23 protein-coding genes are annotated in these 21,268 nt (G+C 34.5%); 12 read left to right on the forward strand and 11 right to left on the reverse strand.

All coding sequences use genetic code 11. From position 1 onward, the window contains the following. Positions 1 to 299 precede the first annotated feature (299 nt). Together FJ651_RS11905 and FJ651_RS11910 are read right to left on the reverse strand one after the other, a co-directional pair. The gene (locus FJ651_RS11905) at positions 300 to 1,748 is read right to left on the reverse strand and encodes a glyceraldehyde-3-phosphate dehydrogenase (RefSeq protein WP_140990760.1); all 1,449 of its coding nucleotides are present in this window, start codon (positions 1,746 to 1,748) and stop codon (positions 300 to 302) included. Positions 1,749 to 1,891: 143 nt separating this feature from the next. After that, positions 1,892 to 3,310 (reverse strand): S1C family serine protease, encoded by a 1,419-nt coding sequence (locus FJ651_RS11910; protein WP_140990761.1) that lies wholly within the window; start codon positions 3,308 to 3,310, stop codon positions 1,892 to 1,894. 122 nt (positions 3,311 to 3,432) lie between these two features. Here FJ651_RS11910 and dapF point away from each other — a divergent pair, with 122 nt between their 5' ends. The 5 genes from dapF (at position 3,433) to FJ651_RS11935 (ending at position 7,447) form a co-directional block, all read left to right on the forward strand. Next, positions 3,433 to 4,215 (forward strand): diaminopimelate epimerase, encoded by a 783-nt coding sequence (dapF, locus tag FJ651_RS11915; protein ID WP_140990762.1) that lies wholly within the window; start codon positions 3,433 to 3,435, stop codon positions 4,213 to 4,215. Next, complete coding sequence (locus tag FJ651_RS11920; RefSeq protein ID WP_140990763.1) at positions 4,209 to 4,733, forward strand: GNAT family N-acetyltransferase; 525 nt, start codon at positions 4,209 to 4,211, stop codon at positions 4,731 to 4,733. The genes dapF and FJ651_RS11920 overlap by 7 nt, the downstream gene beginning before the upstream one ends. Before the next feature lies 1 nt (position 4,734). Next, positions 4,735 to 5,775 carry an endolytic transglycosylase MltG gene (mltG, locus tag FJ651_RS11925; protein WP_140990764.1) on the forward strand — a complete coding sequence of 347 codons (1,041 nt, stop codon included), beginning with the start codon at positions 4,735 to 4,737 and terminating at the stop codon, positions 5,773 to 5,775. Continuing rightward, complete coding sequence (locus tag FJ651_RS11930; protein WP_140990765.1) at positions 5,775 to 6,665, forward strand: DUF2279 domain-containing protein; 891 nt, start codon at positions 5,775 to 5,777, stop codon at positions 6,663 to 6,665. The genes mltG and FJ651_RS11930 overlap by 1 nt, the downstream gene beginning before the upstream one ends. Positions 6,666 to 6,772: 107 nt before the next feature. Next, entirely contained in the window at positions 6,773 to 7,447 is a 675-nt protein-coding gene (locus FJ651_RS11935) for a peptidoglycan-binding protein LysM (RefSeq protein WP_140990766.1), read from the forward strand. 3 nt (positions 7,448 to 7,450) lie between these two features. Here the strand turns inward: FJ651_RS11935 and FJ651_RS11940 are convergent, their stop codons facing one another. From FJ651_RS11940 to dnaA, 3 genes are all read right to left on the reverse strand, one after another. Then, positions 7,451 to 8,161: an SAM-dependent methyltransferase gene (locus FJ651_RS11940; RefSeq protein ID WP_140990767.1), complete on the reverse strand. Its 711-nt coding sequence runs from the start codon at positions 8,159 to 8,161 to the stop codon at positions 7,451 to 7,453. Positions 8,162 to 8,228: 67 nt separating this feature from the next. Beyond that, the gene (locus tag FJ651_RS11945; protein WP_140990768.1) at positions 8,229 to 8,684 is read right to left on the reverse strand and encodes a low molecular weight protein-tyrosine-phosphatase; all 456 of its coding nucleotides are present in this window, start codon (positions 8,682 to 8,684) and stop codon (positions 8,229 to 8,231) included. Positions 8,685 to 8,693: 9 nt separating this feature from the next. After that, positions 8,694 to 10,121, reverse strand: a complete 1,428-nt coding sequence (gene dnaA, locus FJ651_RS11950) for a chromosomal replication initiator protein DnaA (protein ID WP_140990769.1) — start codon at positions 10,119 to 10,121, stop codon at positions 8,694 to 8,696. 188 nt (positions 10,122 to 10,309) lie between these two features. Here dnaA and FJ651_RS11955 point away from each other — a divergent pair, with 188 nt between their 5' ends. Further along, positions 10,310 to 10,720 (forward strand): acyl-CoA thioesterase, encoded by a 411-nt coding sequence (locus FJ651_RS11955; protein WP_140990770.1) that lies wholly within the window; start codon positions 10,310 to 10,312, stop codon positions 10,718 to 10,720. Here FJ651_RS11955 and FJ651_RS11960 read toward each other — a convergent pair. From FJ651_RS11960 to ribD, 4 genes are read right to left on the reverse strand one after another with little or no spacing between them, the layout of a single operon-like run. Then, positions 10,717 to 11,325 (reverse strand): IMPACT family protein, encoded by a 609-nt coding sequence (locus FJ651_RS11960; protein ID WP_140990771.1) that lies wholly within the window; start codon positions 11,323 to 11,325, stop codon positions 10,717 to 10,719. The two genes, FJ651_RS11955 and FJ651_RS11960, sit on opposite strands and share 4 nt — an antisense overlap. Then, positions 11,325 to 12,188: an EamA family transporter gene (locus FJ651_RS11965; RefSeq protein ID WP_140990772.1), complete on the reverse strand. Its 864-nt coding sequence runs from the start codon at positions 12,186 to 12,188 to the stop codon at positions 11,325 to 11,327. The genes FJ651_RS11960 and FJ651_RS11965 overlap by 1 nt, the downstream gene beginning before the upstream one ends. Then, positions 12,185 to 12,796, reverse strand: coding sequence for an HAD-IA family hydrolase (locus FJ651_RS11970; RefSeq protein ID WP_140990773.1), 612 nt, complete (start codon positions 12,794 to 12,796; stop codon positions 12,185 to 12,187). The genes FJ651_RS11965 and FJ651_RS11970 overlap by 4 nt, the downstream gene beginning before the upstream one ends. Then, complete coding sequence (gene ribD, locus FJ651_RS11975) at positions 12,789 to 13,838, reverse strand: bifunctional diaminohydroxyphosphoribosylaminopyrimidine deaminase/5-amino-6-(5-phosphoribosylamino)uracil reductase RibD (RefSeq protein ID WP_140990774.1); 1,050 nt, start codon at positions 13,836 to 13,838, stop codon at positions 12,789 to 12,791. The genes FJ651_RS11970 and ribD overlap by 8 nt, the downstream gene beginning before the upstream one ends. 34 nt (positions 13,839 to 13,872) lie before the next feature. Here ribD and FJ651_RS11980 point away from each other — a divergent pair, with 34 nt between their 5' ends. The 4 genes from FJ651_RS11980 to FJ651_RS11995 all read left to right on the forward strand — a co-directional run bounded on the left by FJ651_RS11980 (position 13,873) and on the right by FJ651_RS11995 (position 18,071). After that, positions 13,873 to 14,364 (forward strand): GNAT family N-acetyltransferase, encoded by a 492-nt coding sequence (locus FJ651_RS11980; protein WP_140990775.1) that lies wholly within the window; start codon positions 13,873 to 13,875, stop codon positions 14,362 to 14,364. After that, positions 14,361 to 15,224, forward strand: coding sequence for a peptide chain release factor N(5)-glutamine methyltransferase (gene prmC, locus FJ651_RS11985; RefSeq protein ID WP_140990776.1), 864 nt, complete (start codon positions 14,361 to 14,363; stop codon positions 15,222 to 15,224). Before FJ651_RS11980 ends, prmC begins: the two co-directional genes overlap by 4 nt. 16 nt (positions 15,225 to 15,240) lie before the next feature. Further along, the gene (ligA, locus tag FJ651_RS11990) at positions 15,241 to 17,235 is read left to right on the forward strand and encodes an NAD-dependent DNA ligase LigA (protein WP_140990777.1); all 1,995 of its coding nucleotides are present in this window, start codon (positions 15,241 to 15,243) and stop codon (positions 17,233 to 17,235) included. A 95-nt stretch (positions 17,236 to 17,330) separates the two neighbouring features. Further along, on the forward strand, positions 17,331 to 18,071 hold the full coding sequence (locus FJ651_RS11995; protein ID WP_140990778.1) for a hypothetical protein: 741 nt from the start codon (positions 17,331 to 17,333) through the stop codon (positions 18,069 to 18,071). Positions 18,072 to 18,075: 4 nt separating this feature from the next. On the opposite strand, the gene FJ651_RS12000 is transcribed toward FJ651_RS11995, so the two are convergent. Continuing rightward, positions 18,076 to 18,987: a metallophosphatase gene (locus tag FJ651_RS12000; protein ID WP_140990779.1), complete on the reverse strand. Its 912-nt coding sequence runs from the start codon at positions 18,985 to 18,987 to the stop codon at positions 18,076 to 18,078. Positions 18,988 to 18,990: 3 nt separating this feature from the next. Further along, a complete protein-coding gene (locus FJ651_RS12005) occupies positions 18,991 to 19,746 on the reverse strand; it encodes a 5'-nucleotidase C-terminal domain-containing protein (RefSeq protein WP_140990780.1) in 756 nt (251 codons plus the stop codon). Positions 19,747 to 19,815: 69 nt separating this feature from the next. Between FJ651_RS12005 and FJ651_RS12010 the strand changes: the two genes are divergently transcribed. Continuing rightward, positions 19,816 to 20,337 carry a DUF6913 domain-containing protein gene (locus tag FJ651_RS12010; RefSeq protein ID WP_140990781.1) on the forward strand — a complete coding sequence of 174 codons (522 nt, stop codon included), beginning with the start codon at positions 19,816 to 19,818 and terminating at the stop codon, positions 20,335 to 20,337. Beyond that, positions 20,334 to 21,209: a 4-hydroxy-tetrahydrodipicolinate synthase gene (gene dapA, locus FJ651_RS12015; RefSeq protein ID WP_140990782.1), complete on the forward strand. Its 876-nt coding sequence runs from the start codon at positions 20,334 to 20,336 to the stop codon at positions 21,207 to 21,209. Before FJ651_RS12010 ends, dapA begins: the two co-directional genes overlap by 4 nt. Positions 21,210 to 21,268: the final 59 nt, after the last annotated feature.

The following is a 21,268-nucleotide window of genomic DNA, read 5'->3' on the forward strand; positions in this document are numbered from 1 at the left end:
GATCTTATTGAGTTGGCAATATAAAAAATATAACTTAAAAATTTATGTTTCATTGTGCATTTAAACAGAATCTTATCTGAAAATTTCAAATGCTTAGAAACTTATGATTCTAAAATAAATAATAGCTTCAAAATTTGAGAGGTGGAATTTTCGTTGCAACCAATCTCGTTTACCAATTAAAAAAACATCAAATTACTTTAAATAAAGTCCTTGAGTTTGTTTGATAACTTGAATTTTATTTTTGAAATTGAATCATATAAATTTATCAATCAGAGCCCTTAGGCTATAAAAAGAACATTTTAATAATAGGAGTATCGCCTCACCTTCGAAACGTATTTAGCCAGCCTGATTACCTGATGACTATAACCATATTCATTATCGTACCAAACATATAAAACAATATTATTACCGTTAGTATTCACAATGGTGGCTTTACTGTCGAAGATTGAAGGAGCGGAGCATCCTACAATATCACTCGAAACCAATTCGTCGCTCATCTCAAATTTAATTTGTTCAACTAAGTCACCCTCAAGTGCATATTTTTTAATCAAATTATTTATTTGGTCTACAGAAGTAATGTTGTTAACCTCCAAATTTAAAATAGCTAAAGAACCATTGGGCACCGGCACTCTAATTGCATTTGAGGTTAGTTTACCTTCTAATTGCGGTAGTGCTTTGCTAACGGCTTTGCCGGCTCCGGTTTCGGTAATTACCATGTTGAGTGCCGCTGCGCGGCCTCGTCTGTATTTACTGTGAAAATTGTCTACCAGATTTTGATCATTAGTGTAGGCATGAATAGTTTCAATATGGCCCGATTTAATACCTAAATTTTCTTCAATAACTTTTAAAATGGGTGTTATGGCATTGGTGGTACATGAGGCCGCCGAAAAAATATCGTATTTGTCGGGATTGTATTCCAGGTGGTTAACGCCATGAACAATGTTAGGAATTTCTTTTCCCGGTGCTGTAAACAATACTTTGTCAACACCTTTAGATTTAAGATGTCTTGAAAGTGCCGTTTTATCTCTAAAGGCGCCGGTGTTATCAATCACCAGAGCATCTTTAATATTGTAGGCTGTGTAGTCTATATCTTCGGGGTTGTTAGCTGAAATTATGTTAACGGTAGTGCCGTTTATAATTAACGACTCATTTTTAATATCGGTGCTAACTGTTCCTGGAAAATTACCATGTACAGAATCATTTCTTAATAATGCAGCTCTTTTTTCTAAAATGGTTTGATCTAGTGTTCCTCGGGTAACAATAGCTCTTAATCGAAGCTGACTGCCCTTTCCGGTTTTTGCCATAAGCTCACGGGCAACAAGTCGGCCAATACGACCAAATCCATAAAGTACAACGTCTTTTGGTTTAACAGCTTTATAGCTTACAGAATCTTTTAGCTTATCGGCTACAAAGGCGGTTGCATTGTTATATTTAGATTCTGCCATTTGAAATTCGTAGGTGAGTTTACCAATGTCTAATTTCGCCTGCGGAATATCAAGAGTTTTAATGGCTTTTAAAATATCGACCGAATCAAAAATTGAAATGGGTTTTTGAACAAAATTTCCGGCATATTCGTGTAAATTTAAAATTTCGCTCACGCTTTTGTCTATAAGCTGATTTCTGAAGAGCACCAGCTCAATTGCTTTATCATACCATAAATCGTTTACTATTTTGATGAATTCTACGGTAGCTCTTCGCCTGTCGGCCTGAAAGGCAATTTCTTTTTCAAATGGTGTTAGGTTGTTCATGTGGTGTTGATGTATTTGATTGTAAAATTTTCGCAAAAATAATATATTTCAAACGTTTTCGTAAGTGTTTTTTGCTATAAAAAAACACCTCTAATTTAAGTGATAAAATAGAGGTGTTTTAGAAAGTTTATAAGATATAAATACTAATTCTGGAAGTAATATTTTTCCTTTTCACCGTTGCTATTGATAATTTCAACAGTTACGGCTTCGTAAGGTGAAAGCTCACTTTTAATTCTTTCCACATCGTCAATGTTGTAAATTTTTTGATTGTTAATTTTAGTGACAATCGTTCCTTCTTTAATGCCATTTTGAATCCAGGCATCTCTCAATCGCTGATTTTCGGTGAGTTTTTCAATTTTTAATCCGTAATCCAGCTTAAATTTTTTGAGTTCGTCTTTTGATGGCTCTTTAAGTGTACCTACGATGCCAAAATTTGTAGTGGTTCGTTTGGCTAATGTTACACTGGTAGTGTTGAGTTTATTGTTTCTTAAAAATTTAACTTCAACAACATCGTTGGGTTGTTTTGTTTTTAAATAACCTTTCATATCGGTGAATTTTGATATTTTAATGTTATCAACCTGTTTGATGATATCACCTTTTTTCAATCCTGCCAATTCAGCACCTGAATTAGATTCTATATCTTCCACATAAAAGCCTTCGGTTTCTTTGGTGTTGTATTTTTCGGCTAATTCGCTGTTCAATGAACCGCCAACAACACCTAAAATACCTGTTTGTACGCTACCGTACTCCAGAATATCGTTAATGATTTTTCTGGTAATGTTACTTGGTACAGCAAAAGCGTAACCAATATAAGACCCGGTTCTTGACGAAATGGCCGTATTAATTCCTATTAATTCTCCATTAATATTAACCAAGGCCCCGCCTGAGTTACCAGGATTAACAGCAGCATCGGTTTGTATAAAAGCCTGCTCGTATCTTCCGGTTAAATCCCTTGACTTGGCACTAATAATACCGGCCGTCACTGTAGATGTCAAATTAAATGGATTGCCAATTGCCAAAACCCATTCACCAACTTTGGCATCGTCTGAATTGCCAAAAGTTACATAAGGTAGGTCTGTATCCGTTTCAACTTTTAGTAAGGCAATGTCGGTTTTGTTATCTGTGCCAACCAAAGTTGCGGGTAAAATTCTATTGTCGTTGGTGGTGATTGAAATTTCCCTGGCGCCTTCAATAACATGATTATTGGTTACAATATAACCATCGGGAGAAATGATAACGCCACTACCTGTGCCTACTTGAGCGCGCTGCGACTGTCTTCCAAAAAATAAATCGCTTAAGCTTGTTGGTGCCGAAACAATGGCTGTATTTTTAACATGAACAACTGCATCAATGGTTTTCTCGGCAGCTGTAACGAAGTTTGGTGTGTCTTCAAAATACGCGCTGTCTGAGGTTCTGAAATTCGCAGGAATAAAACCAGGTTGCTGCTCAATTGCAGTTGTTATAACCTGATGTTTATTTGAATCTTCTAAATAAATGTAACCGGTAAGTGCAATGGCACCGCCTAGAAAAGCCACCGCTAAAACAGAAAGCATTTTTTTCATAATTACGTGTTTTTTTGTTTCAACTTCAACGTTAAAATTATAGTTTTATTAAAATTGATTTTTAAGTTTAACGACTATTTAACAACATAATTTCCCGTGTATAATTGCTATATTTGCGCCAGATGAAACTAACTTTTTACAAATATCAAGGTACAGGAAACGACTTCATAATTGTTGATAATCGTTTGTTTAAAATTGGCAAAAATGATACCAAAAAAATTGCGCACTGGTGTGATAGACGTTTTGGCATTGGTGCTGACGGATTTATCATGTTAGAAAATCATCCTAAATATGATTTTAGAATGGTTTATTTTAATGCAGATGGTAATGAAAGTTCTATGTGTGGAAATGGCGGCAGATGCATCACCGCCTTTGCAAAATATTTAAAAATAATTGATAATCAAACAACTTTTGAAGCTATTGATGGTCTACACGAGGCCCAAATTGATGATAACGGTATTGTGAGTTTAAAAATGCAAGATGTTGAATCAATCAATAGTAACAACGACTTTACATTTTTAGATACCGGTTCGCCTCATCACGTAAAAATGGCAGAAAATGTTTCAGATATTAATGTCAAGTTGGATGGCGCAGCCATAAGATACAGTGATTTGTATAAGGCTAACGGTTGTAACATTAATTTTGTTGAACAACTTTCAAACAACACATTTAAAGTTAGAACTTACGAAAGAGGCGTAGAAGATGAGACGTTTTCTTGTGGCACCGGTGTGACGGCTGTTGCATTGGCTATGCATGCCAACAAAAAAACCACCGAACAAACCGTTCAACTCATTACCGAAGGTGGTGATTTACAGGTAAAATTTGATTCTTCCGGCAAAGGCTATCATAATATTTGGCTTATTGGACCTGCTGTTCAGGTATTTAAAGGAGAAATTGAATGGTGAATCTCGTTGGTGATAAAGTTATTTTAAGGGCCTTAGAACCCGGTGACTTGGATATTTTATATAACACCGAGAATAAAATCGACCTTTGGTATGTTAGCGACACCGTTACACCCTTTTCTAAACATATTCTTAAGCAATATATAGACGAATCTCATCGGGATATATACGATGCCAAGCAGCTTAGATTGGCTATTTGTTTACCCGATAATGCCGTGATAGGCTTTATAGATTTGTTCGATTTTAATGCGCAACACAGGAGAGCCGGCATTGGTCTTGTGATTGTTAATGAGCTTAATCGTAGTAAAGGATACGCAAAAGACGCACTTAAAGTTTTAATTAACTACAGCTTTTCATTTCTGCAATTGCACCAGTTGTATTGCGATATTACCGAAGATAATAACGATAGTTTAAATTTGTTCAAGTCTGTTGGTTTTAATGAAATTGGTGTAAAAAAAGACTGGGTTTATACTAATGGCACCTATAAATCTGTTTTAATGTTTCAAATTATAAATGCATAACATGTATATCAAAAAAATTTTACTTTTTATCGCTCTAATTGGAATTGGTATTGGCGCTTATTTCGCCTACTACGTTTACAATGTTATGATTGCGCCTAACACTGCTTTTCAAAATGAAAAAGCTTATATTTTTATTGAATCAGAGGCCGATTTTAATGAGGTTAAAGCGCAATTAGAGCCGTTGTTGAAAAATAGCGAGACTTTTACATCGTTAGCAAAACAAAAAAAATATATCAATAACGTTAAAGCCGGTAAGTATGCTATTGTTAAAAACATGAGCAACAACGATATTATCAATACCTTACGAAGTAAGAATTTACCGGTTCGAGTTTCATTTAACAATCAAAATACTTTAGAAAATTTAGCAGGCCGAATTGCTGTTCAAATTGAAGCAGATAGTTTGAGTCTACTTGACAGTTTTAAGGATGAATCATTTTTTAAGACTGCAGGTATTAACGAAGCATCTGTATTAGGTGTATTTATACCGAATAGTTACGAGTTTTTCTGGAATACTTCTGCCGAGCAATTCAGAGAACGAATGCTAATCGAGTTCAAAAAATTCTGGAGTACAAGACAATCAGCTTTGAATGCTATCCAAATGACAGAGAACCAAGTCATCACTTTAGCATCTATTGTTCATGAAGAATCCAAACAAAAAGAAGAACAGCCTATAATTGCTGGTGTTTATATGAACAGGTTACGCATTAAAATGCCTTTACAGGCAGATCCAACGTTAAAATTTGCGGCCTATCAACTTCCGCAATATAAAGATGTGGTGATTAAGCGTGTTTTAAATGTCCATAAAACTATCGAGTCGCCTTATAATACTTATAAAAATTTAGGATTACCACCCGGGCCAATTGCCATGCCCGATATTTCTGCTATTGATGCCGTGTTAAATTACAAAAAACACGACTATCTTTATTTTGCAGCCGATGCCGAACGCCCCGGATTTCATAAATTCGCCAAAACACTTCAGCAACACAACATAAATGCCAGGGCGTATCAAAATTACCTATCCAAAAATGGAATTTTGCGATAATGCTCAAGGTTTTTTTGTTTGTTTTACCTTTTTTTGCTTTTAGCCAAAATTCGTCATTTTTAAAACCTAGTGATACACTTCATAAAGCAAGAATAAATTTTGTTATAGCCACTCAAACAACCTTGTCGGCCACTTCCATATTAGCATTAGATCGTTTGTGGTATTCAGATTTCGAACGAGGTAGATTTAAAAGTGTTAATGATAACAGCCATTGGCTACAGGTTGATAAAGCAGGTCATGCATTTTCAGCCTATCAGCTGAGTAGGCTAGGAGCCAATAGTTTAAATTGGGCTGGTGTTTCGAAAAACACACAACTTATTTACGGAACCGGCATGGCAATGGGATTTTTAACGGCCATAGAAATTATGGATGGCTTTTCGGAAGAGTGGGGATTTTCATGGGGCGACATGGCTGCTAATGCCTTAGGAGGCGGTTTGTATGCAGGACAAGAATTACTTTGGAAGGAACAGCGAATAGCACTTAAATTCTCATTTCACCAAACGCAATATGCTTCGCTCAGACCCGAGACACTAGGCAATGGATTATCGGAAGAAATATTTAAAGATTACAATGGGCAAACCTATTGGTTGAGTTTTAATTTACATTCCTTTTTTAAAGAATCTAGGTTGCCAAAATGGTTGAATGTTGCCTTTGGTTATGGCGCTGAAGGTATGTTAACTGCTGAAGAAGATGATTTATTAGATGGTATAATCAGTCCGGAGAGATACAGGCAATTTTACCTGAGCTTGGATGTTGATTTAACTAAAATAAAAACAAATTCTCACTTACTACGAACTTTATTTGATGTTTTTAACCTTATCAAGATGCCATTTCCTGCACTCGAAATTAATGGCAAAGGTGTTGTAAAACTGCATTATATCTACTTTTAAACGTCGTTAATCCTTGTTTTTTGTTAAATCAACAAATAGTATTATCTTTGCAGGCTGAATTTGTAAAGCTTATTTGGGGAAATTTTGCTTTACTAAAAAAAGCTATTATGATTAAAAAATGCTTTAATTATATTGCAATCCCTCTGGCAATAATTGCTGCCCTTTTCACCGGATTTTATTCCGGTAGCGAAACAGACTTTAGTGAATACTCTACTGAAGGTTTAGACTTACATTTTACAGTTTCTCACGATTTGGCAATGTTAGAACACGATATAGAAGTGTTTAATGCTTCAGAGAGTGTTTTGGAACATTATATGCCTTATTTAGGAAAAACTTATGTTGCTTTTAAAGAGGCTGTTGGATTCAAAGAATCTCGCGGGAATTATTTTTCGGTAAATGACTTTGGATATTTAGGTAAATATCAGTTTGGTGCCGAAACTTTGCAACTTATTGGAATTTACAATCCTGACGCTTTTTTGTACTCTCCTGAACTACAAGAGCGAGCATTTTTGGCAAATTTGCAACGTAATAAATGGATTTTAAGAAAGGACATCAAAAAATACGACGGAAAAGTAATTAATAATGTAAAGATTACCGAATCGGGTATTTTAGCCGCTGCGCATCTTGCTGGTGCGGGAAGTGTTCAAAGATTTTTACGTAGTCAAGGTGATAACAACGTTAGCGATGCTTACGGATCTTCGGTTGCTTATTACATGAAAAGATTTTCAGGTTATGACACTTCAACCATTGCGCCTAATAAAAAGGCCAGGGCAATGTTATAAGATTTAGTCTTTATGAATAATAAATATGGTGGGCCTTTTATGAAGGTCCACTTTTATTTTAGACCATTTTGCCGCGGTTGTTGTTTTGATAAACTGCGTATTCAAGGTAATATCGCATGCCACACACAAACGGGTATCGTGATGTAATGTCTTAAGCAATTCTTCAAAAATTTGATTATTTCTATAAGGTGTTTCGATAAATGATTGCGACATGTTGAGCTCTTTAGATAGTTTTTCTAATTGTTTAATTTTTTGCTTTCTATCTTGTTTATCTATCGGGAGGTAGCCGTTAAAAGAAAATCCTTGTCCGTTCATACCGGAAGCCATCATACTTAATAAAATTGAAGACGGACCCACTAACGGAATTACCTCAATACCTTTATCATGTGCGAGTTTTACAATATCTGCACCGGGGTCTGCAATAGCCGGGCAACCGGCATCGGACAATAAACCTACTGAAATACCTTGATCGCAAACATCTAAGTAATGTATCATTTCTTCGGTATTGGTAAATTTATTTAAATGATAGATGGTTAACTTTGGTTGTGACTTGCCCGGGTAAATGTTTTTAATAAATCGTCTGGCTACCTTTTCTGTTTCAACAATATAATGATCAATATCCTCAATGGCTTTTTTAACTGTTATAGGTAATACTTCAAATGGGGCATTATCACCTAAAGTTGTTGGTATGAGATATAGTTTGCCTTTTTTCAAGAGAAGTTAATTTATTTTATGGTTTGCTCTGTTTTTAATTAATTAAAAATAACTGAATCAATTTAGTTTATGTATCCAAACTATTGGCAATAATGGTGCAGGTTTCATCTAGAAGTTTAAAGACAGCTTCAAAATCTTTAATGTCGCCGTAGTAAGGATCCGGTACATTTTTAATATCAGAGAATGGATTTTCATCCATAATTAGTTTTACTTTTTTTGCATGATCTTGGTGTTGTGCTAGACTTAAAATATTGGAGTAATTAGACTGGTCCATAGCATAGATAATATCGAACCTCTCAAAATCAGTAACCGAGAATTGCCTGGCCGACTGGTAACTAATATCGATGTTATTTTGCTTTCCTACAGTAATCGATCTTCTGTCGGGTTGCGAACCAATATGATAACTTGCTGTTCCGGCAGAGTCAATATAAAATTTATCAGATGGTAACTTAGACTCAAGAATGCCATGTGCCAGTGGTGAACGACAAATATTTCCTAAACAAACCATTAAAATTCTGGTCATAATAGGAATTTACATTGATAATTTTTTAGAAAGGTCGTCTACGTATTTTCTAAATTGTTTATCGGTGGTAGTAAGGTTGTCAACTGTTTTACAAGCGTGTAATACAGTTGCGTGATCTCTTTGACCAATCTGGGAGCCAATACTGGCTAATGAGGCTTTGGTGTATTTCTTGGCGAAGAACATGGCCAGCTGTCTCGCTTGTACAATATGTCTCTTTCTGGTTTTAGACTGTAAGGTGTTAATATCCATTTGAAAATAATCAGACACCACTTTTTGAATATAATCTATGGAGACTTCTCTTTTTGTGTTTTTTACAAACTTTTCTACAATTTCGCGGGCAAGGCCTAAAGTAATTTCTTTTTTGTTGAAAGATGATTGCGCAATTAACGAAATAATAGCACCTTCCAGTTCACGTACGTTTGTCTTAATGTTTTTTGCTACGTATTCAACAACATCATCGGGCATCTCTACGCCGTCTCGATACAATTTGTTTCTGAGAATAGAAACACGTGTCTCAAAATCGGGAGTTTGTAATTCGGCAGACAATCCCCATTTAAACCTGGATAGCAAACGTTGTTCTATATCTATCATGTCTACGGGTGCTTTGTCACTGGTGAGTATCACCTGTTTTCCGTTTTGATGCAAGTGATTAAATATATGAAAGAAAACATCTTGTGTTCCGGTTTTGCCTGAGAAGAATTGAACGTCGTCAATAATTAAAACGTCGATAATTTGATAAAAGTGAATAAAGTCGTTGCGATTATTCTTTTTAACGGCTTCAATGTATTGTTGTGTAAACTTTTCAGCCGAAATATAAAGTACCGTTTTTTCAGGATATTTATCTTTAATATCTACCCCAATGGCGTGCGCTAAATGGGTTTTTCCCAAACCTACACCGCCAAAAATAAGCAGTGGATTAAATGAGGTACCACCCGGTTTATTGGCTACCGCAATACTGGCATTTCGCGCCAGCCTGTTAGAATCACCTTCAAGAAAATTTTCAAAACTGTAATTGGGATTTAACTGAGATTCAATTTTAATGTTTCTAATACCCGGAATTACAAAGGGATTTTTTAATTCCGGATTTTTATTGTTAAAAGGTACGTCAACGTCTTGTGCCTTTACTGCTGTTCTTTGGGTACTTGGAATACGCTCGGTATAAGGTTGTTTGTTGCCATAGGTGTTTTCCATTTTAATAATGTAAACCAGTTTAGCAGACTCACCCAACTCTTTAGTTAATGCTACTTTTAAGATTTTAACGTAGTGTTCTTCAAGCCATTCGTAAAAGAATTTGCTGGGCACTTGAATGTTAAGTGCATTTTCCGTAAGCTTTACTGCCTTAATAGGTTCAAACCAGGTTTTGTAGGCCTGAGGTTGTATATTGTCCTTTATAAATTCGAGGCAATTATTCCAAACCGATTGCGCAGTTACATCCATTCTAATTTGATACTTTTGTTGTTAGTTAGATTAGCAAAAAAAAAGAGAATTGGAATTTCTCTTTGGTTATTTGTTCGAGACAAATATGTGAACAAAATTCTTAAAAAAAAAATCAAATAGGGTTGTTTTTTAATTAATTTTTTTCCACGTTTAACCGGGATGAAAGTACAAAATTTATTTTAAAGCAAATGTCAGAAAATTCTAATATTAGTGAGTTCAAGATAAGAGTACGATACGGAGAAACCGATCAAATGGGAGTGGTTTACTATGGTAATTACGCGCAATATTTTGAGGTTGGAAGAACCGAGTGGCTAAGAAATTTCGGTATTACTTATAAGCAAATGGAAGAAGAAGGCTATCTGTTGCCTGTGATTTCACTTCATATAAAGTATAAAAAGTCAGCAGCTTATGATGACTTGATTACTGTTAAAACTTCTTTAGTTAAAATGCCCTCGGTTACCATAGAATTTAATTACGAAATTTTAAATGAGAGCGGTGATCTTTTAGTTGAAGGAAATACTGTTTTGGCTTTTGTGGATATTAACAGGAATAGGCCTACAAGATGCCCCCAATATCTTTTAGATAAACTGCAAAATTAATCGTTTAGAGGAGTTATTTCGAGCTCAAAGTGGCTTTTTAAAATAGATTCGACTTTCTCTGCATCGGTCTTTCTAATTTCGAATTCAACATAACACTGCTCATTAAATTCTTGTTTCAGGATTTTAAGTTGAAAGTCTTTTATAATTCTCTTTACTGTGTTTATGTTTTTATATTCGAAAATCAGACCGTAACATTGACTGATTGTTTTTTCAATAATTACAGAATCCTCAAGGGCTAACTGAGCTGTAGATTTATAGGCATTAATTAAACCGCCTACTCCAAGCTTAACACCACCAAAATATCTAACAACTACCACCAAAACATTTGTTAAATTGAAAGATTGAATTTGCCCGTAAATAGGCATACCGGCTGAATTGTTTGGTTCGCCATCATCGTTAACTCTGTATTGCATATTCACGACACCTAATCTGTAGGCGTAGCACCAATGGTTGGCCTTTTTATGTGCTGTTTTTAAATGGTCGATGTGTAATTTGGCCATTTCTTCATTTAAAACAGGAAAAGCATAACCGTAAAACTTGCTACTTTTATCTTTAAACAAAGTTGGTTCGGTAGGTTTTTCTATTGTTAAATAAGTGTCTTCCATCAGGCAGAAGTTACTAAAATAATTGATAGAACAGCTAAAATGATTCCTGTGATGTTCTTTAAACTCAAACGCTCTTTAAAAATAACAAATCCTAAAACCGAACTTAGCATCACAATAGAAACATTATTAAGCGTAAAGATGGTAGAACTTTCGCTGCCATTGTACTGAAGTGCTTTGAGCAAGAAATAAATAGAGTAGTAGTTCACTATTCCGAGTACTATACCTGCCGGGATACTTTTAAAATCAGGCATTATAGCTTTGGTTGAAAACTTTAAAATAAGAATTGCAAAACCAACCGCCGCAGCACAGGCGAAAATAGTTGCAGAAAAAATGGGTATGCCATTGCTTTCAACATAATTACTTTCAATAAATTTTAAGGAGGTTTCAATAATTCCCGATCCAAAAAATAAAATGGTTGGTAGAAGAATAGATTTGGTTAATGGTTGGTTTTCTTTGGTTTTAATCGAAGCCAGATAAACTGCTATTAAAGCTACCAATATACCGGCTATTTTAAGAAAACCAGCTTTTTCATTGTAGATGTAGATTCCAAAAATAATAGGAATAATAACACTCATTTTACTTGCTACCGATGCAATGGAAATACCATTTTTTTGTGCAGTAATGGCCATAACATTAAATATGGCAATGAACAAACAGCCTAGAATTACAGCCCCAACAAACCACTTGGAATTGTAGATAACCTCAAAATTAATAATGTTGTCATAGCTTAAAAAGCCAACCGTTGCAGCAACAAAATAATTTACAACAATGGCCTGAAGGGTATTTATTTTGTAAATATTAAGAAGTTTGAACAAAATAAAAATAGCCGTTGAAGAGAGTATACTAAATATTAGATATATCAAAATAGATGGGCTTGTTTTGTAAATAACTCTATAATATCATCAGTTTCGGGATTGATATTCCATGTATTGACACCAAGCATTTCAGCAGCAATAGTATTTTCTTCTGTATCGTCAATAAAAAGTGCCTTTTCCGGATTTGTGTTAGTTGTTTTTAAAACAAATTCGTAGATGTTGGCATTGGGTTTTCTTAAGTTTATTTCGTGAGAAAGAAAGAACCAATCAAAACAAGCTTTAAATTCATCGTAAAATGGCACGGTTGCCTTAACATAATTTATGTGAATATGGTTGGTGTTGCTCAGTAAAATAAGTTTAAAATGACCTTCGTTTTTCAATTGTTTTAAAAAATCTAATCGGTATTTAGGAAAATCTTTGATCATGCTGTTCCAGCTTTCAATGATTAAATTGTTATTCAACCATGGAAAATGAGACTTGTAAAACTGTAAAAATATTTCATCATTAATTAAACCCGTTTCATACTGTTGATTCATTTTGGTAACGATGTTAGGAATGTCATAGGTTCTTAATATTTGTAAGGCACTTTGGTGAGCGCCTTTTTTGTCCAGATTGATGAATACATCACCAAAATCGAATATCAACGTGTCAATCATTTAAATAGATAGTTAAGTTATCGTCAAGAATAAGTTGACTGTAAATTGTTCTGCCTTTAAATTCTGGTGCCTTTAAACCGTTTTCAAAAATTTTACTACCTGTGAAAACTCTGGCTTCATCCCATAAGTTTTCAGCAATAAAAGTTTGAAGCGTTTGGTGTCCACCTTCAACAATAATTGAATTAATGTTTAAGTTTTTCAAGACGCTACAAATTTGTTTGGCAATGTTGGCCTGATCTTTCCAATCAATAAAAACAGTTTCAATATTAGTATTAGAAATTAAATTTTGGTTTTTACTTCCAATTATAATTGTTCTTGCTTGATTATTAAAAATATTGGCCGTAAGTGGTAATTTATTAAATTGATCCATAACAACTCTGATGGGATTTTTTCCGCACCAGTCTCTAACCGTTAAACTTGGATTATCTTCCAATACTGTGTTTGTTCCAACAAGAATTGCTTGTTCTTCTGCACGCCACTTATGCACCAATTGACGCGAATAGGCATTGGTAATCCAAACAGGCAATTTATGAGATTTTGACAAAGGTGCTATAAACCCATCCAGAGTTTGTGCCCACTTTAATATAATATAGGGTCTGTTTTTGTTATGGTAAGTGAAAAAGCGTTTGTGATGTAATTTACATTCATCTTCAAGAACGCCAACTATGACTTCGCAACCTGATGCTCGCAGTCTTTCGATACCTTTGCCGGCCACCAGCGGATTACTATCTAAACAACCAATAACAATAGTTTTAATTTGATGTTTTATGATTAAATCGCTGCAAGGTGGTGTTTTTCCATAATGTGAACATGGTTCTAACGTAACGTATAAAGTACTTTCTTTTAATAAAGACTTATTGTTAACAGTATTAATAGCATTAACTTCGGCGTGCGCTCCACCGTATGGGCTGGTATAACCTTCGGCAATAATATGATCTTTATGCACAATAACGCAGCCTACCATAGGGTTTGGAGCGGTGCTGCCCAAGCCGTTTTTGGCAATTTCTATGCAACGTTTTATGTATTTTTCATGTATCTTCATGCCGAAAAAATCAAAACAAAAATAATACATTTAAGTGACTGACAATAATTATGTCATCAGGCCAATTCAACCGGATGATAACGCGAAAATTGCTGTAACCATTCGCAAGGTATTAATCGAAATGGGTGTACCCAAAGTTGGCACGGCCTATGCCGATAAGGCACTGGATAGCATGTTTGAAAATTATCAACAACAATCAGCCCGGTATTTTGTAATTGAACTTAATGACGAGATTATAGGAGGTGCCGGAATTGCACCACTTGATAATTACAATGGGCCAGTTTGTGAACTTCAAAAAATGTATTTTTTACCTGAAGCCAGAGGAAAAGGCTTAGGTTTACAAATGATGACTATTTGTTTAGAATTTGCAAAAAGTGCAGGTTTTAAAACAGTTTATCTTGAAACTATGCCGTATATGAAAGATGCCCAAAAACTATACAATAAAGTAGGTTTTAAATATATTGACGGGCCAATGGGCGATACCGGTCACTATTCTTGTACAGTTTGGATGATTAAAAATATATGACTTTAGCAGCGCTTCAAGAAAAATTCCATAGTGAGTTAAGTTCGGTTTATGACCAAAACGAAGTTGATGCTATTTTTTATAGCCTTGCAGATCATTTTCTTCAATATAACAGGTTAAATGTTTCTATTAATAAAAGTATCGAACTTTCAGAATCAAATTCTCAATTATTTTCAGAAGTAATCGAAAGATTACAGCAACACGAGCCCGTGCAATATATTACAGGCGTTGCGCATTTTTACGGACTTATATTTAAAGTAAACCAACACACCTTAATTCCGCGTCCAGAGACCGAAGAGTTGGTTGATTGGGCCATAAAGCTTATGGATAAGCCAAAAACTAACCTTAAGATATTAGATATTGGTACGGGCTCGGGATGTATAGCCGTTAGTTTAGCCAAATATTTAAAACAATCAAAAGTTTATGCAATCGATATAAGTGATCAGGCTTTAAATGTAGCCAGAGAGAATGCTAAACTTTCTCAAGTTGATGTAGAATTTGTAAAGGCCGACGTTTTTAACTTGGATTTTAATGCTGAGTTATTTCAGAATCAATTCGATTTAATTATATCTAATCCGCCATATGTAAGAGAATTAGAGAAAGTTGAAATGAAACCAAACGTGCTTAATTTTGAACCATCACTAGCATTGTTTGTGCCTGATAGCGACGCGCTAAGATTTTATGAAGCCATTGTTAAATTGTCATTGCAAAATTTAAAATCGGGCGGATTATTAATCATGGAAATTAATCAATATTTAAGCAAAGAGATGCTGCATCTCATAGAAATCTATAATTTTGAATTAATTGAATTTAAAAAAGATTTATTTGGTAATTTTAGAATGATAAAAGCCGTAAAACCCTAATAATTTGTACGATTTAATGTCAGTAGAAGAGACTATTTTAAAATTAAGAGAAGAATTACACAAGCATAATTACAATTATTATGTGCTTGATAATCCTGTTATTTCAGATTTTGAGTTTGACAAAATGCTCGAAACCTTGCAGAAATTAGAGGAACAACACCCTGAGTTTTTTGATCCAAACTCGCCAAGTCAGCGTGTTGGTAGTGGCATTACCAAAACTTTTGAAACAGTGATGCATAAAAATCGAATGTACTCACTTTCAAATTCGTACTCAACCGAAGATTTACTGGATTGGGAAAACCGCATTAAGAAAATGGTTGACGGACATGTTCAATACACTTGCGAACTCAAGTACGACGGCGCTTCAATTAATTTAACTTACAAAAACGGATTATTACATAGTGCGGTTACACGTGGTGACGGTGAAAAAGGCGACGACGTTACCACCAATGTAAAAACAATAAAATCTGTACCTTTAAAATTGAATGGTGATTATCCGGATGAGTTTGAAATAAGAGGTGAAATTATTCTGCCGCTCGAAGGCTTTAATAAAATGAATGAAGAGCGCATTGAGATAGGCGAAGAACCTTATCGAAACCCGCGTAACACGGCCTCCGGAAGTTTAAAATTACAAGATAGCAGCGAGGTTGCTAAGAGGCCGTTAGATTGTTTGCTTTACAGTATTAAGTCCGATAATTTAAATGTTGACAATCAGTTTGCCAGCCTGCAAAAAGCACGCGATTGGGGTTTTAAAGTTCCAATTGAAGCTAAGTTGGTGAATTCAATAGATGAGGTATTAGATTATATTAATTATTGGGACAAACGCCGTCACGATTTACCTTACGAAATTGATGGTGTGGTAATTAAGGTTAATAGTTTTGCCCAGCAAGACGAGTTGGGCTTTACGGCTAAATCGCCCAGATGGGCCATGGCTTATAAGTTTCAGGCCGAACAGGTGAGTACGGTTTTAAATTCCATTAGCTATCAAGTTGGTCGAACGGGTGCCATCACACCTGTGGCCAATTTAGAACCGGTTGAACTAGCGGGAACCATTGTAAAAAGAGCCTCATTGCATAATGCCGATATTATTGCGAAATTGGACGTTAGAGTAGGTGATACTGTTTTTGTAGAAAAAGGCGGCGAAATTATACCAAAAATTATTGCAGTAGATTTTTCAAAGCGATATGAACATTCTCAGCCAACGCAATACATAGCAAATTGCCCTGAATGCGGTTCAGAACTTATAAGAACTCAAGGCGAAGCACAACATTATTGTCCTAACTATAACGGTTGTAAACCTCAAATAGTAGGAAGAATACAACATTTTATATCAAGAAAGGCCATGGATATTGATGGTTTAGGCTCAGAAACTGTGACTTTACTTGTAAATGAGGGTCTAATTAGTAATTATTCTGATTTGTATGAATTGTCAAAGGAGCAAATTGTGCCCTTAGAACGAATGGCTGATAAGAGTGCTGAAAATTTAATTAACGGCATTGAGGCATCTAAGCAAATACCGTTTGAAAGAGTTTTATATGCTATAGGCATTAGATATGTAGGAGAAACCGTAGCTAAGAAGTTGGCCAGACATTATAAAAACATGGAACATATTGCTTCCGCAAATATTGAAGAATTAAAATCAGTTGACGAAATTGGTGAGAAAATTGCCGAAAGTGTCAAATTGTTTTTTGATGATGAAGCAAACCTGAAGATTCTGGAAAGGTTAAAAAGGTTTGGGTTAAAATTTGAATTAGATGAAGCGGTTTTAGCCAACCAAACCGATAAATTAAAAGGTATGAGTATTGTTGTTTCAGGTGTTTTTGAAAGCATCTCGAGAAACGATTTAAAAAAACTAATCGAGGACAATGGAGGAAAGGTATCGTCATCTATTTCTTCAAAAACCTCTTATGTGGTTGCGGGTACAGATATGGGACCCAGTAAGCGAGAAAAGGCCGAGAAATTAAATATCGAAATTATAGATGAAGTAAAATTTCTTCAATTATTAGAGTAAATTCTTACAATTCAATAAAAAATATCGATAAAAAGTAAAATAAATACGTTTATATGTAAAATATTTTTATATTTGAAATTCCAAATCGTTTTTACATGTATAAAATTAAAGCTTTAAAAGCCTTTTTAATCACAGTTGCAGTAGCATTTATTATTCTTCAGATTTTAGAATTGGAGTTTTATGGTGCCGGATTAAAAGTGGTATTATTTTTAGGTCTTAACCTCTTGTACCATCTAGAAGTTAAAGAAAAAACATGGTTTTTTAGAATCTTCTTATATTTATTCACGCTCGGTGTAGCCATTGATTTTATTGCATGGCTTTTTGCATATGCAGAGAATTTTACATTTGAAGGATTTTTTTATTATTCAGCAAACATATTGTTTATAACGAGTTATGCTGTTATTATTGCTGAAATGCTAAGTGCTCTCAACTTGAAATCTGTGGTTAAAAAGTTGCCAGTTCACATTTTGGTATTGTTAATTCTCGACATTTTTAGTGTTATTATTGTTACTGAGACTACCGAAAAAGTATTAAATCCAACTGAATATATCTTAGAATTTGTCTACAACTCAGTCGTGATGATATTATTATCTGTAGCTTTACTCAATTACATCTACAGAGATGATATCAAATCAATGAATATGCTTTTGGCCTCAATTTTAATAGTATTTTCTGAAATCATTCAAATGGCTTACTTCTATATTGCAGACAATAATACCTTCAATATAATGTGTTCTGTATTATTGGTCGGTGCGTTTTTATTTTTCTACATTCAATCTACTTTAAAACATGGTAGACCAATTATGGAAACATTTAGCGAGGACCTTAAAATATAATAGGTTACACAATTATGGTGGCGCCATCATTGCCTTTTTTTTCTGTTTTATCAAAGTAGAAATCAATTCTGCCCAAATACAAGCCAAAACAACCAACCTGATTTACAAGTAAATTTTTGCCTTCTTTATTTTTAACTACTGTTGGTTTTTGTAAAAAGGTATGTGTATGACCACCAATTATTAAGTCTATATCTTTTGTTGCTGCGGCTAGTTTTAAGTCGCTTATTTTGTTTGGGTTGTTACTGTAGTTATATCCCAAATGCGAAAGGCAAATCACTAAATCGCATTGCTCATCAACTTTTAAAACACGAGTGGTTTCCTCGGTCATTTCAACCGGCTCTAAATATTCGGTTTCTTTATAAAGTTTTTTATCAACCAAGCCATTTAATTCTATACCCAAACCAAATATTCCTATTTTAATACCGTCTTTTATAATGATTTGATATGGTTGCACGTGGGTGTCCATAACAGTATTTTTAAAATTGTAATTGGCCGATACAAATTTAAAATCGGCATGCGGTAGTTGGGCGTAAAGTCCGTCAATGCCATTATCAAAATCGTGGTTTCCGAGGGTGGCCACATCGTATTTTAGTTTACTCATTAGTTTAAATTCTAGTTCGCCACCGTAATAATTAAAGTAGGGTGTTCCTTGAAAAATATCACCGGCATCAAGTAATAAGGTGTTAGGATTTTCCCTTCTAATACTTTCTATCAAACTGGCGCGTCTTGCTATACCACCTTTGTTGGCATTACGACCGTCTTCAGGACCAAACGGATCGATATGACTGTGTACATCGTTAGTATGTAGAATTGTAATTTTTTTTAGCGGTTTACTAAATGATTGTAGAGATAAGCCGCCCAATCCTAAAACTAACGAGGCAGCACCGGTTTGTTTGATGAAATTTCTTCTTTGCATTAGCTATTTTTTTTGTGTAAACCTATCGTCTTTGATTGGATTAATCGTATCAACTTTTTTAAAATAATCAATTAAAATATTTCGCACCTTATAATCAATAGATAATGAACTTTCGTTAGGCTGAAAAAAGGTCATACCATCGCCCCCATTGTACAAATAGTCGTTAGTGGCTACATAATATGTTTTATTGTAATCTATTGGTAGATTATTGATCAAGGATTCTGTTATCTCATGATTTTTATCTAATTCAATTTTTAATCCAGAAATAGGATGTGCCCTTTTTGCTTTAGTCAGGTAAGCTAACAGGTCTTTTATATTTTGTCCTTTTAGACCAACTACTACAATTGAGTTTTCAAACGGCATTACCTCATAAGCCGTTCGGGTTGTGATATTTCCTTTAGAAATAACAGATCTAATGCCGCCGTGATTTAATAAAACAAAATCTATGTCATTACCGGTTCGAGATTTAAAAACCGGATTAGATAGTTCAAAAACAGCATCAGCTACAAAGTTGCCAATCGCTGTATTTAAATCGCCATCACTTTTAGAATAAGTATCTACCGAGTAACACAGTACACTGTCTAAATCTTTATTTATTTTTTCGCGATAAGGTTTTACAAAATCATCTATGCTGCTATTGCTTGAAAAGCTGTCGTTTATTTCAATTCTTTGACCTTCAATTTTAACAAGTGTTACTTCCTTTTTACAAGATACAAGCAACAGTATCAACATAAAGGATAGCAAGTGAGGTTTATTCATAAAATCAGTTTAAGTGTTAACAAAAAATTGTGACTGCTTTTGCTAACTTTGTCCAAAGGTTAAATATAAATGTTTTTAAGGGGTTTTAAAGAAAAGTCCAATCAAAAATTTATTAATAAATTATTAAGTCAAGCGTCTTCAAATCAACAATTGGGCGATTTACAAACTGTTGGTGTGCTCTTAAGTTATGAAGAGTTTGATGATTTTGAGGCTTTTAGAAAACTTTTTAAAGAATTAGCATTGACATCACCAAAATGTAGGGTAGCTGCTTTTATTCAAGACGAAAAGCAAATTACAAACACCTGGAACACCTATTTTATACCAAAAAATATAGGCTGGAAAGGTAAGATTTTAAGCGCTGATTTAGAATCTTTTATAAAGCAAGACTTTGATATTTTAATTGGCTATTACACCAAGAATGATGTCGATATCAATTTAATAGCGGCTCTTTCGAAAGCGAAGTTTAAAATAGGTTTAAACGGTGCAGATCAACGAATTTTTGACCTTTTAATTAATGTGAACACCAATCAGTTAAACGTATTTAAAAAAGAATTAAAAAAGTATTTGAAGATTTTAAAATTTATTACATGACAAAGTTCTATGGAACCGGCGTTGCCCTAATTACGCCTTTTAAAGAAGATTTATCGGTTGATTTTGACGCGCTTGAAAAATTAGTGCAATACAATATTGATAACGGTACCAATTATTTGGTAATTAGTGGAACCACAGGTGAAAGCGTTACCATTACCAAAGAAGAAAAAGTAGCCATTATAGATTGCGTAAAATCTATAAACGAAGGACAATTGCCAATTGTTTTGGGAATTGGCGGTAACAATACTCAGGCAGTGATTAACGAAATAAAGTCCACAAATTTTGATGGTATTGATGGCATTTTATCTGTTTCACCTTATTATAGTAAACCAACTCAAGAAGGAGTTTATCAGCATTTTAAGGCTATCTCAGAGGTAAGCCCATTACCAATAATAGTGTACAACGTTCCCGGAAGGACGTCTTCTAACATGCTTCCTGTAACAACGTTAAGACTGGCTCGCGATTTTAATAACATTATAGGTGTTAAAGAAGCAGGAAATAATGTAGCTCAGTATTTACAATTGTTACGAGACAAGCCTGAAGATTTTTTAGTTATTTCGGGCGATGATGATTTAGCGCTTAGTGTTGTTTTGGCCGGTGGAGCAGGCGTTATATCAGTTATCGGGCAAGCACTCCCAAAAGAATTTTCCAAAATGATTCAACTAGGTTTAAAGGGTGAAGCCAAAGCGGCATATCAACTTCATTTTAAATTGATGGAAATTACCTCTTTAATTTTCAAAGAAAATAACCCTGCGGGCATTAAAGCAGTACTCGAGGCATTAAATATTTCCAAATCGCTGGTAAGGTTGCCACTGGTTCCGGCTACAACTAATTTAAAAGAAGAAATATCTAAGGCTTTAGCAGCAATCTAACCTGTGTAATTCAATTTAATATAGAATAGATTAGTGAAGTGATAAGCAATACAATAAAT

The organism is Paucihalobacter ruber (assembly GCF_006494535.1).
Classification (GTDB): Bacteria; Bacteroidota; Bacteroidia; order Flavobacteriales; family Flavobacteriaceae; genus Paucihalobacter; species Paucihalobacter ruber.